Origin of the sequence: Bradyrhizobium sp. 2S1 (assembly GCF_011516625.5) — a bacterium.
GTDB classification, from domain to species: Bacteria; Pseudomonadota; Alphaproteobacteria; order Rhizobiales; family Xanthobacteraceae; genus Bradyrhizobium; species Bradyrhizobium septentrionale.
In genome coordinates, this window is sequence record NZ_CP147717.1 from 9814400 (window position 1) to 9826372 (window position 11973).

Below are 11973 nucleotides of genomic sequence, written 5' to 3' on the forward strand. Positions count from 1 at the left end.
CCGTATCCGTCCGAGGGCGGCCGTCTTGCGAGTTTTTCCGATCTGTAGCTGACTGTCCTTATGGACGGACATAAGGACAGTGCGGTGCTGAGCCGCATGGATTTGGTGGAGACCGGTCGGCGGCGACGCTGGACGCGTGCGGAGAAGCTCAGAATCGTAGAGGAGAGCTTCTCGGGGCCACGACTGGTGTCGGCGACGGCTCGCCGGTATGGGATATCACGTCAGCTTCTGCTGAGCTGGCGCAAGGCTTGGACCTGTCATGATCCGGCCGAAGAGGATTCGATCGGCCCGACATTCGTCCCTGCGATAGTTGCGGCAAGTACGCCGCCAACGACGGAAGCTGTCGAGACAGGTCAGATCGAAATCGTGAGCCCTCAGGGGCTGCGCGTGGTCTTCGGCCCCGGTGCGGATATCGAGGCGGTCGTTCGAATTGCTCGGGGCCTGGCGCGCCGATGATCCCGATCCCGACGGGCGTGCGGGTGTGGCTGGCGACGGGCCATACCGACATGCGGTGCGGCTTTCCGAGCCTGGCTCTGCGCGTGCAGGAAGTGCTCAAGCGCGACGCCATGGGCGGCGGTCTTTTCTGCTTCCGGGGCAAACGCGGTGATCTATTGAAGGTCATTTGGCACGGTGTGCTGCAGAGCATGAAGGAGGTGAATATGTCAATCGGCCTGCAAATTTGACCCCTCGTATTGCCTCAGGAAGTAATGTTACCCGGGATGAAGGTCTCGGTCTCGAGCCGCGGCCAGCTCGGTGGAGAGGCTGTGGGCGGGGCGGAGTGCTCATCACACGCAGCGCCGTCCACAGCCTCGGGCCGTATTTCATCCACGGGCATGGATACGATGGCTATCTCCGCCACCTTCCGCCGGAGGGACCGAAGCAGGCGCTGAACGATCGAATGCTGCTTGTCGCTGAACATCGAAGGATCGATCGTGGCGAGCCTGCCCACGATGGCCAGTGCAGTGAGCTGTGGCTCGACGGCGAGCCAGTTCTCGATGATCGCGAGATGGGGATCGAGCTTCGAGGGCATGCGAATACGCTTTTTATATCGCCGTTTCGGCCGGCGGTGCGTGGCCCGCACTTCGGCGGTGTTTGCCGCCGTGCCGAGCGATCGGGCAAACGAGAGCGGATCAGCCGGCGATACGGTGGGAACCTTCGCAAGACCGCGCTTGCCGATCCGTTCGCCGAGCTCTTCCTGCGCCGTGCGGATCGTGGCAAGCAATTGTATGGGATCGAGAGTCCGATACGTCTGGCGCAGACGGCGCTTGACCGCTGATGGGAGTTTCGGGTGCCCCAGTGCACGTTCGTATGGTGTGGCAGGCGGATGATAGCGTTTGATGATCTTGGCACCCTCGCGGCGCTTCTCTTTGAGCTTGAATGACGGCTGGAAGAAGTTCACCAGCAGGCGCGCCGCCGCGTAGAGACGTGCCATCACGCGGGCCGTCTCGACCCCGTCGAAGCGCCCGTATCCGACGAGCCGCCGGACCACCGCACCGTTCTTCTGCTCCACGAAAGCCTGATCGTTCTTTTTGTAGGCACGTGACCGCGTTACCTCGATCTTCTGTGCTCGGCACCATGGAACGACGACGTCGTTCATGAACGCGCTGTCGTTATCGAAGTCGGCGCCACAGATCACCCACGGGAACAGGCCCTGTGCTCGCGTCATCGCTTCCACGACGAGGCTGCCATCGCGTGTCACCAGGGGCAGGCATTCCGTCCATCCTGTTGCGATGTCCACCATGGTCAAAGTCTGGATAAACGAGCCGGCGACGCTGGTCCCACCGTGCGCGACCATGTCGATCTCGCAAAAGCCTGGCGGCGGGTTTGCCCAGTCATTGAAAGTGCGGATCGGCACCTCGCGTCGAATCGCCGAGTAGAATCCGACTCGCCGCCGGCGCCCCCCAGCAGCCGCAATTTTAACGTCGATCAACATCCGATCGATCGTCGCCGCGCTCAGAGTTGTCAGCAGCGCACGCTCTGCGCTCGTTGGCTTCAGCCGGCCATGCCGCTCGAGTGCGGGCAACAGCACTGGGATCATCGATACGAGGCGCTTACCGCAGACGCGATCGGAGGCTTCCCACAGCGCGATCAGCGCGTCGCGCACGCTGGCGTATTTGCGTCGCCGACTTGTCGCTGGTTCGGTTGGGCTCGTTGCCCCTTCGTCCAGTGGTGGTCTGGGCCTGTCCCTTCCGGCAACCGACAGTGCTCGCACCGCGTGCTTGCGGTGCCAACCCGTCGTTGCTGTCAACTCGTCAAGGATCCGTCCCTTCTCAACTCGTCCAGCCGCACGGTAGCGCCTCGCCACCGCGGCCAACACCTCGCGCCTTGCGCCCATGCTGATCCCGCTCGCCATTGGCGCCACCGACCTGATTCGGTAACGCCGCCCCAGTCATCAGCGGAATTGTTCGGTAACATTTTCGATGAGGCAATGCGCCCCTCATCGGCGTCCAATTTTGACCCCTTCGTGCGGCGGGCTTTGCTGGTAGCGCTCGTCTCGTCGGAGCTGGCCGGGATAGCGGAGGCGAGACGAGCGCGGGTGGCGTGATCGTCGTCTCGGCTCTTGAACCGCCAGCTATCGTTGCCGGTCTCGACAATGTCGCAGTGATGGGTCAATCGGTCGAGCAGCGCTGTGGTCATTTTGGCGTCGCCGAACACGCTCGGCCATTCGCCGAAGGCGAGATTGGTCGTCACGATGACGGAGGCGCGCTCATAGAGCCGGCTGACGAGGTGGAAGAGGAGCTGGCCACCGGACTGGGCGAAGGGCAAATAGCCGAGTTCATCCAGCACGATGAAGTCCATCCGGGTCAGATGCTCGGCGAGCCGTCCTTGCCGTCCGTTGCGGGTCTCGGTCTCGAGGCGATTGACGAGGTCGACTACGTTGAAGAAGCGGCCGCGGGCACCGGATCGGATGCAGCTTCTGGCGATGGCAATGGCCAGGTGGGTCTTGCCTGTGCCGGTGCCGCCAACCAGCACGACATTGCGTTGCTGGGCGATGAAGCCGCCGCTGGCGAGATCATTGACGAGAGTCTGATTGATCGGCGTGCCGTCGAACTGGAAGTCGGCGATGTCCTTGGCAAGCGGCAGCTTGGCAATGGTCAGCTGGTATTTGATCGAGCGGGCCTGCTTCTCGTTGATCTCGGCGTTAAGCAGGTCGCCGACAATGCGCTGAGGTTCGTGCTGGCGCTTGACGGCAGTTGCCATGATCTCGTCGAAGGCAGCCTTCATGCCGTAGAGCTTGAGCTCGCCCATGAGGTCGAAGATTTGGGTTCGTTCCATCAGATGGTCCTCCGGAGGTTGTCGTAGCGGGCACAATCGGCGATCGGTGCATGACGGAGCGTCAGTGCGGCCGGCGTCATGATGTTGGCCGGTGGGGCGGGTTCACGTTGACGGGCCAGGATGTTGAGCACGACATCGGCGGAATGGACGCCATGACCGAGCGCTTCGGCACAGGCCGCTTCCACCGCGGACAGACCGTCAGTCAGCACCGCGGTGAGGATGTCGACCATCTGCCGATTGCCATCGTCGGTGCTGGCAAGCTTGCGCCGGATCCGCTCGATCGCGGCCGGCAGCACCCAGTCTTTGAAGGGAGCGCCGTTGCGCAAGGCACCGGGTTTGCGAGCCAGCACCGGCACATAGTGCCAGGGATCATAGGTCGTCTCGCCGCGGCCAAAGGATCGCGGGTGCTCGGCAACGATGCGTCCATCCTGACGGATCACGATGCGGTCGGCATAAGCCTGGACTTCGACCGGCCGTCCGACTGCGCTGGCTGCGACCGAGTACTTGTTGTTGTCGAAGCGCACCAGGCAGGTCTTCGAGACCGATGCCGTCACCGCATGGAAGCCGTCGAAGCGGCCGGCATAGGGAACGAGCTTGGGACGCTCGGCTTCGAACACTTCCCAGATCGTCTGATCGACCAGCTCCGGGTGGCGATGAGCCTTGGCGTAGGCGATGCATTTGTCGAGCAGCCAGGCGTTTAACTCGTCGAGGTTTTTGAACCGCAGCCGCGGCGTGAAGAAGCGCTCCCGGACCAGCCCGACCTGGTTCTCGACCTGCCCCTTCTCCCAGCCCGACGCCGGCGTGCAGGCGACCGGATCGACCAGATAGTGGCTGCACATCTGCAGGAAGCGGCGATTGTAGAGACGCCCTTTACCGACGAAGATCGTCTCTACGGCGGTCTTCATGTTGTCGTAGATGCCGCGGGTGCAGGTGCCTTTGAACAGAGCGAACGCCCGGTCGTGGGCGTCGAACACCATCTCCTGCGTCTCCCGCGGATAGGCCCGCACGAACAGCATGCGGCTGTGACAGAGCCGGACATGGGCGGCCTTCACCATCACCGTGGTCCCGCTCAGCAAGACCACCTCGTGGCTCCAGTCGAACTGGTAGGCTTCGCCTGGGGCAAAGCTCAGCGGGACATAAGCCGCCGCGGTCGATTGCCCGCGTTCTTTGCTCCACCGCCTGGCGTAACGCCGCACGGCATCGTAACCGCCGTCGTAGCCGCGGCCGCGCAGCTCTTCGAAGATCCGGATCAACGTCAGCTGTTCACGAGCCGATTTGGCCGCGTTCGCCGCCAGCAATCCGTCAAGCTCTACTGCCCATCGTCCCAGCTTTGGCCGCGGCTGCACCTGCCGCTCGTACTCGAAGGAGGTCTCTCCCGACCTCAGCACCTTCCGGACCGTGTTCCGCGACACCTTCAGGTCACGGGCGATCTCCTTGATCGTCTTGCCCTTGATGAAGTGCTCGCGCCGGATCCGGGCAATTGTCTCCACGATCAGCATCCCCCACCACCTGCTTCGTTCCAATGCATATTTCAGTGATGGTGAGCAGCGATTTCGCGCGATCATGAGCGGCGAATTCAGACGATCGTGAGCAGCCCGCTCCGGCCGAGGCGGTGATAGAGTCAGCGTTCTGGCTGCTCGTCAAGGGTGATGGTTCTGGCGTTGCGTTTTCGCATGCTTTCGCCGGCAAGCTGGAGGCGGTGAGCGTTATGGACGAGGCGATCGAGGACAGCGTCGGCGTAGGTTGGGTCTCCGATAACTTCGTGCCATGTGTCCACAGGGAGTTGGCTGGTTACGATGGTGGAGGCGCGGCCATGGCGGTCCTCAAGGACTTCCAGTAGATCGCGCCGTTCGGCAGCGGTGAGCACTGACAATCCCCAATCGTCCAAAATCAGAAGCTGGGCGCGGCCAAGGGTTTTGAGCAAGCGGGCATAACGTCCATCCCCCCGCGCGAGTGCCAACGCTTCGAACAATCTTGGGACGCGATGATAGAGAACCGAGCGATTGTCGCGGCAGGCCTTGTGGCCGAGGGCACAGGCTAACCAACTTTTGCCCAATCCGGTCGCTCCGGTTATGAGCAAATTCTCGTGGCGATCGATCCAGTCGCCGCTGACCAGCTTGGCGAAGACGGCCCGGTCGATACCCCGCGGCGTGCGCAAATCGACGTCCTCCAAGCAAGCATTCTGGCGGAGCGCGGCCAGCTTGAGGCGCGTAGTGAGCCGCCTGGTGTCGCGTTCCGCGGCTTCCCGGTCGACCAGCAGGCCGATGCGATCTTCGAACGGCAAGGCTTCGAGATCAGGTGATCGTCGCTGCTCCTCGAAGGCCTTGGCCATGCCGCTCAAGCCGAGCTCGATCAGGCGTTCGTGGGTGGGATGGGTGAGCATACAGGTCTCCTTGGCTTCAGTGGAAATAATCCCGGCCGCGGATGTTGCCGTGGCGCAGGGGTTGGGGTTCGGAGGGCTCGTCGAGAAAGGTGCGATCCAGGCCGTTCTGGAGGATGGAGCGGATCGAGGCGACGGATCGCGCCTTGATCAGAATGCCGCGCCGGCAGGCCGCGTCGACGCGCTCGGCGCTGTAGCTTTTGGCCAGCGACAGAATGCCGAGGCAGGTGCGAAAGCCTTGCTCGGGATGCGGCCGGGCCGCGATCACGGCCTGGAAGAAGGCGGCGGTCGACGGACCGATCCGCTCGCCGGCGGCGATCACTCCGGCGGGCGTCCATTGGCCGTAGCGCCGATGGGCGCTGGGCATGTGGTCGGCGGTGGTGGTGTGGCCCCGCCGGTTGGGCGCGCGGGCGTGGCTGGCGATCCTGCGGCCGTTGTGGAAGATCTCGACCGTCCTGTCGTCGATGCGGGCATCGACAAGCTCACGGATGAGCCGATATGGCGTGGAATACCAGTGTCCATCGATCTCGATATGATAGTCGGGGCCGACCCGGCATCGCTTCCAGCGCGCGAAAGCGTAAGCCTGATCCGGCAGCTTTGTGAGCTTGGGCTTGTCGAGTTCGGAGAACAGTTCGGCGCGGCTGGCGCCAAAGTCGCGCATCTGCCGGGCATTGAGTTCGACGACGAGTATTTTGATGGCTGCGTTCAGCTCCGCCAACGAAAAGAAGCGTTGGTTGCGCAGCCGCGCCAAAATCCATCTCTGGGCGACTTGCACCGCAACTTCGACCTTTGCCTTATCTTTTGGGCGCCGCGGCCGGGCTGCGAGAATGGCCGTGCCGTAATGGCTCGCCATCTCGGCATAGGTTCGGTTGAGGCCAGGATCGTGGCGGTCGGGATTGGTGACGGCGGCCTTGAGATTGTCGCAGACCACGAATGTCGGCGCGCCGCCGAGGAAGGCGAAAAGGTTGATGTGGACCCGGATCCAGTCGGCGAGCCCCTCGCTTGGGCAGGCCTCGGCGTAGGTATAGTTGGAGGCGCCCATCGCTGCGACGAACAGCTTCATCGACTGCACTTCCCCACTTGAGGGGGCGATGACGTCGATGGTGTCGCCGGCGAAATCCACGAAAACCTTCTCGCCGCCCAGATGGGTCTGCCGCATCGAAGGCCGGGCTCGCCCCTTCCAGGCCTCGTAGGTCGTGCAGAACCATGTGTAGCCGAATCCATCGGGATGGCTGGCGCGATACTCGTCCCACAGCAGCCGGCGGGTCACGTTGCGCCGGCGCAGCTCCTTGTCGACATAGCCCCAGTCGGGAACGGGCCGCTGTGGGCTCTGTGACGCAGGCCTCGGCGCAGGGAAAAGCAGCAGCTCCAGGTCTTCGTCGGTCATTCCGACCGGCAACGGCCAGTTCAGTCCGGCAGCCCCGGCTCGGCGCAGATAGCTGTGCACGGCTCCGTTGCTGATGCCCAGGGTGCGCGCGATGGCTCGCTCCGGCAAGCCTTGAACATGTTTTAAGCGGAGAACCTCTTTGATCCGGCGCATCGACAATCTCTGGGTGGGCATCGGCCTTCCTCGTTCACTGACGAGGCAGTTCCTAAGCCGGTTGAGTTGTCGGCCGAAGCGGGCTGAGCCGCTGAAAAGCTGCTCACGATCCCGCGAAATCCGTGCTCACGATCGTCTGAAATCTCTGCTCACGATCCCCTGAAATCCGTGCTCACGATCCCGCGAAACATGCATTCCAAAGCAGGCAGCGCAACAGATCAATCTGTAGGGGGTCAATTTTGGACGCCGATCCCCCGGCTTAGGGGGTCAATATTGCAGGCCGAATGACATCGATCGGCCCGACATTCGTCCCTGCGATAGTTGCGGCAAGTACGCCGCCAACGACGGAAGCTGTCGAGACAGGTCAGATCGAAATCGTGAGCCCTCAGGGGCTGCGCGTGGTCTTCGGCCCCGGTGCGGATATCGAGGCGGTCGTTCGAATTGCTCGGGGCCTGGCGCGCCGATGATCCCGATCCCGACGGGCGTGCGGGTGTGGCTGGCGACGGGCCATACCGACATGCGGTGCGGCTTTCCGAGCCTGGCTCTGCGCGTGCAGGAAGTGCTCAAGCGCGACGCCATGGGCGGCGGTCTTTTCTGCTTCCGGGGCAAACGCGGTGATCTATTGAAGGTCATTTGGCACGGTGTGCTGCAGAGCATGAAGGAGGTGAATAACCGAATTTAATGCGTACAGCTTTATGAGAGATGGAGGATGGCCCTCCTGCATCGGCGTTTCAGGCGCAGATGCAAAACCACGACACTGTGGCTTCGCTTAAAAGGCGCGGTCATGAGCAAGTGTTGCAAAAGTCCCGGGTGTACGGGGCAGGTAAGTATCCAGAAGGCGAGCGAAAGCGAATCTTCCGATGACGCGTCGAAAATTACTAAGGCGTCGCCAAAATCAGGGGCGCGTGCCATCCCTGAGATCAATCCGTGAGGCGCCTGGATTACTGCGCGGATGGCGACCGGCGTTTAGGGGACGCGATCTGGATACAGGCTCTTGTAGAGAACTGCAGGAACCAGTCGTTGTGATGCCAAGGGAGAAGTTCAAGCGGCGCACACCGCGAGACGAGAGTACCGAAGCACAACACTGGGGCGGATCGGCTCGTAGTAGTGATGAAGGTGCTGTAATGGGACTGGAGCGAAGGGGCCGAAACAAGTGGGTTGCTCCCATATGCAACTGTGATGAGCAGGAGGACATGTGAGTGTAACCGGACGTAAGCAGTACGATATCGACAAGCAGACAGTGATGAAGGCCTACCGATTGGTCAAAGCCAATGCGGGCTCGGCCGGCGTGGATAAGGTGTCGCTCGAAGCTTTTGAGAAGGACTTGAAGGGCAACCTTTACAAGGTCTGGAATCGAATGTCTTCTGGCAGCTACTTTCCACCTGCCGTTCGGGCTGTCTCCATTCCCAAGAAGAACGGCGGGCAACGCATTCTAGGTGTGCCGACAGTAGCAGATCGCGTGGCGCAAACGGTCGTCAAGCTGCAGATTGAACAAGCACTCGAGGAAATCTTCCTTCCCGATTCCTACGGCTACCGGCCCGGAAAATCCGCGCTGGACGCCGTCGGCGTCACCCGGCAACGGTGCTGGAGGATGGACTGGGTGCTGGAGTTCGACATCAAAGGCCTGTTCGACAATATCAGCCACAAGTTGCTTATGAAGGCCGTCAGGAAGCATGTGCAAGACGAATGGGCTCTGCTCTACATCGAACGCTGGCTAACAGCGCCGATGCAAGACAGAGACGGAGCGATCACCGCTCGCGACCGGGGCACACCCCAAGGCGGCGTGATCAGTCCCGTCCTTGCCAATTTGTTCTTGCATTATGCGTTCGATACATGGATGGCGCGGAACTTCCCGCAGTCGCCGTGGTGTCGATACGCGGACGACGGGCTCGTTCATTGCCGAACCAAGGCTGAAGCGGAAGCCATCAAGGCGGCGCTGCAAGCAAGGTTTAAGGAATGCGAACTCGAAATGCATCCCGACAAGACCAAGATCGTCTACTGCAAAGACAGCAATCGCCCGGGTAGCCATGCCAGTCAGTCATTTGACTTTCTGGGATTTACCTTTCGACCGCGCAGGGCAAGAAACCATCAGAAGAAAGAAAACTTCTGTACGTTCTCGCCAGCGGTCAGCAGGGCGGCGATGACGTCTATGCGTATGACGATCCGGCAGCTCCGCCTCAGGCTTCGCTCGCAGACGGAAGTCGACGCAATTGCCTTGGAACTGAACCCCGTCCTTCGTGGATGGAGGCAGTACTACGGCAGATATGGGCGGTCAGAAATGCACAACCTGTATCGATATGTCGACGAATCTCTTAACCGCTGGGCGCGACGCAAATACAAAGGGCTGAAGAATGGAAAAGTCAGAGCCTCCACCTGGCTCAGATTGATCCGCTGCCGCAGGCCGAAGCTGTTCGCTCATTGGGCGATGTTGAGTTCTGCCTCGTTACTTGTTGAGAGCCGTATGACGTGAGAGCGTCACGTACGGTTCGGAGAGCGGCTCCGGGTGCAACCCCCGGGGCCGACTCACCATGGCCAGGGCGCCTGCTTGTTCACCAAAAGACTCGAGAGAGGCAGGTTCATCTGGCCATCGGTTGCTGGTGAATCGGTAACGATCTCTCCGGCGCAGTTGAGCTATCTGTTGTCCGGGATCGATTGGCGCAACCCTCAAGAAACCCAGCGTCCGACGCGGGTCGGATAGTCGTTTTACGGTTTGAATCTGCGGCTTGATCTGATTCAATGGCTCCATGATATCGAAGCCGGATGATCTTCCATCGGACCTTGTCAGTGCCCTGGCGGCGCTGCAGGCCGAGCGTGAGGCGCGACAGAAAGCCGAGGCGAAGGCCGCCAACTGGCAGGCGCAAGCCGCGAATGCGCAGGCGAAACTGTCGGATACCGAGGCGCTGATCGCTCATCTCGAGTTGCGCATCGAGAAGCTGAAACGCGAACTGCACGGGCAGCGATCCGAGCGCTCGGCACGGCTGCTCGAGCAGTTGGAGTTGGAGCTCGAAGAACTCGTCACCACGGCGAGCGAGGATGAGCTTGCCGCACAGGCCGCAGCGGCGAAGACGCAGAACGTCCGCCCCTTCATGCGCAAGCGGCCGGTGCGCAAGCCATGGCCTGACGATATCGAACGCGAGCGCGTCGTCATTGAGACTCCAACGACCTGCGCCTGCTGCGGTGGATCGCGGCTGGCGAAGATCGGTGAGGATGTGACCAAGACGCTGGAGGAGATCCCGCGCCGCTTCAAGCTGATCGAGACGGTACGCGAGAAGTTCACCTGCCGCGATTGCGAGAAGATCAGCCAGCCGCCCGCGCCGTTCCATGCCACGCCGCGCGGCTTCATCGGCCCACAATTGCTGGCGACGATCCTGTTCGACAAGTTCGGCATGCATATCCCGCTCAACCGCCAGAGTGCGCGCTTTAAGGCCGAGGGGATCGACCTGCCGTTGTCGACGCTGGCCGACCAGGTCGGCCACGGGACCTTCGCCGTCATGCCGCTCTTCCACTTGATCGAACGCCACGTGCTCGCTGCCGAGCGCCTTCATGGCGACGACACCACCATCCGTATTCTGGCGAAGGGCAAGTGCACGACCGGGCGGATCTGGACTTATGTGCGGGATGACCGGCCGTTCGCCGGGCCTGCGCCGCCGGCAGCGGTCTATTACGCCTCGAGCGACCGACGAGGCGAGCATCCACAGAGACATCTGGCCGCCTTCGCCGGCATCTTGCAGGCGGATTGCTACAGCGGCTTCGAGCCGCTGTTCGACCCGCAGAAGAAGGCGCTGCCGATTACGCCGGCGTTTTGCGTGGCCCATGCGCGGCGGGGCTTCTTCGAGCTGGCTGATATCGAGAAAAATGCTCGGGAAGGCAAGAAAGGCAAACCGGTCTCCCCGATCGCGCTGGAGGCTGTCAGACGCCTCGATACGTTGTTCGAGATCGAGCGCGCCATCAACGGCCGCGGTGCCGGCGAGCGGCGTGCCGCTCGCCAGGAACAGAGTAAGTCACTTCTCGAGGACATGCATGCCTGGCTGCTCCGCGAGCGCGAAACCCTCTCGCGTTCCTCCGAGGTCCTGAAGCCGATTAACTACATGCTCAGGCGCTGGGACGGCTTCGCCCGCTTCCTCGACGACGGCAGGATCTGCTTGACCAACAATTGCGCTGCGCGCGCATTGAGAGGCATCGCCTTGGGAAGGCGCAACTGGACCTTCGCCGGCAGCCAGCGCGGCGCCGACCGTGCCGCCATCATGCTGACGATGATCACGACCTGTCGCCTCAACGACGTCGATCCCAAGGCCTGGCTCGCCGACGTCCTGGCCCGTATCGCCGATCATCCCGCATCGCGTCTGCACGAGCTCTTGCCCTGGGAATGGAAGCTCCTGCGCCAGGCCGACAAGCCAGCCAATCAGCAGGCCGCCTGACCTTCACCCTTCACCCAATGCCATCATAGACCTCGCCGTGCCCGCGCGCATGCGTCAATCAGGCGGCCTCCGTCGTATGCGTACGCCTCGACCGCCTGGGCCAACAGAGCACGCGCGCCATTCAGAATAAAACTACGAACTCGTATGTTGTTGAAATTGATTTGTAATTGCGGCTGCGGGTTTTGGCGCAGCGATGTGCCCGGGCACCTGAATAGCGGAGTTCCAGCCGGCGGGCAGCAGGTTCGAGTCCTGCTGGGATTGGCAAGTTTCCCCACCAAACCCTCACGTCGGCATCACCTTCCGCGCCGCGGTCTTGTGCTAACTGCGTCCACCAAGCCAGCCAGAAAAACCGCACGTCA

At 61.9% G+C, this 11973-nt stretch carries 10 protein-coding genes and 2 pseudogenes; 7 read left to right on the top strand and 5 right to left on the bottom strand.

Features of this window, described 5'->3' with window-relative positions; all coding sequences use genetic code 11:
- The first annotated feature begins 60 nt into the window (after positions 1–60).
- Positions 61–456, top strand: a complete 396-nt coding sequence (gene tnpA / locus HAP54_RS46700) for an IS66-like element accessory protein TnpA (RefSeq protein WP_166202956.1) — start codon at positions 61–63, stop codon at positions 454–456.
- Positions 453–683 (top strand): IS66 family insertion sequence element accessory protein TnpB, encoded by a 231-nt coding sequence (tnpB, locus tag HAP54_RS46705; RefSeq protein WP_166298066.1) that lies wholly within the window; start codon positions 453–455, stop codon positions 681–683. Before tnpA ends, tnpB (HAP54_RS46705) begins: the two co-directional genes overlap by 4 nt.
- 14 nt (positions 684–697) lie before the next feature.
- On the opposite strand, the gene HAP54_RS46710 is transcribed toward tnpB (HAP54_RS46705), so the two are convergent.
- The 5 genes and pseudogenes from HAP54_RS46710 to istA (HAP54_RS46730) all read right to left on the bottom strand — a co-directional run bounded on the left by HAP54_RS46710 (position 698) and on the right by istA (HAP54_RS46730) (position 7217).
- Positions 698–2104 carry an integrase catalytic domain-containing protein gene (locus HAP54_RS46710; protein ID WP_166295107.1) on the bottom strand — a complete coding sequence of 469 codons (1407 nt, stop codon included), beginning with the start codon at positions 2102–2104 and terminating at the stop codon, positions 698–700.
- 329 nt (positions 2105–2433) lie between these two features.
- A pseudogene (istB, locus tag HAP54_RS46715) lies at positions 2434–3276 on the bottom strand (IS21-like element helper ATPase IstB); the annotation flags it as partial.
- Positions 3277–3284: 8 nt separating this feature from the next.
- A pseudogene (istA, locus tag HAP54_RS46720) lies at positions 3285–4775 on the bottom strand (IS21 family transposase); the annotation flags it as partial.
- Between the two features lie 122 nt (positions 4776–4897).
- The gene (gene istB, locus HAP54_RS46725; protein WP_029085260.1) at positions 4898–5659 is read right to left on the bottom strand and encodes an IS21-like element helper ATPase IstB; all 762 of its coding nucleotides are present in this window, start codon (positions 5657–5659) and stop codon (positions 4898–4900) included.
- A gap of 16 nt (positions 5660–5675) precedes the next feature.
- Positions 5676–7217 carry an IS21 family transposase gene (gene istA / locus HAP54_RS46730; protein WP_166217180.1) on the bottom strand — a complete coding sequence of 514 codons (1542 nt, stop codon included), beginning with the start codon at positions 7215–7217 and terminating at the stop codon, positions 5676–5678.
- A 263-nt stretch (positions 7218–7480) separates the two neighbouring features.
- Between istA (HAP54_RS46730) and HAP54_RS46735 the strand changes: the two genes are divergently transcribed.
- From HAP54_RS46735 to tnpC, 5 genes are all read left to right on the top strand, one after another.
- Positions 7481–7663: a hypothetical protein gene (locus HAP54_RS46735; protein WP_166298067.1), complete on the top strand. Its 183-nt coding sequence runs from the start codon at positions 7481–7483 to the stop codon at positions 7661–7663.
- Positions 7660–7878 carry an IS66 family insertion sequence element accessory protein TnpB gene (tnpB, locus tag HAP54_RS46740; protein WP_166294299.1) on the top strand — a complete coding sequence of 73 codons (219 nt, stop codon included), beginning with the start codon at positions 7660–7662 and terminating at the stop codon, positions 7876–7878. Before HAP54_RS46735 ends, tnpB (HAP54_RS46740) begins: the two co-directional genes overlap by 4 nt.
- Positions 7879–8439: 561 nt before the next feature.
- Positions 8440–9666 carry a group II intron reverse transcriptase/maturase gene (gene ltrA, locus HAP54_RS46745; protein WP_166306448.1) on the top strand — a complete coding sequence of 409 codons (1227 nt, stop codon included), beginning with the start codon at positions 8440–8442 and terminating at the stop codon, positions 9664–9666.
- A 33-nt stretch (positions 9667–9699) separates the two neighbouring features.
- On the top strand, positions 9700–9894 hold the full coding sequence (gene tnpB, locus HAP54_RS46750) for an IS66 family insertion sequence element accessory protein TnpB (protein ID WP_166293650.1): 195 nt from the start codon (positions 9700–9702) through the stop codon (positions 9892–9894).
- Positions 9895–9940: 46 nt separating this feature from the next.
- Positions 9941–11614 (top strand): IS66 family transposase, encoded by a 1674-nt coding sequence (tnpC, locus tag HAP54_RS46755; RefSeq protein WP_166298068.1) that lies wholly within the window; start codon positions 9941–9943, stop codon positions 11612–11614.
- The last annotated feature ends 359 nt before the right edge of the window (positions 11615–11973 follow it).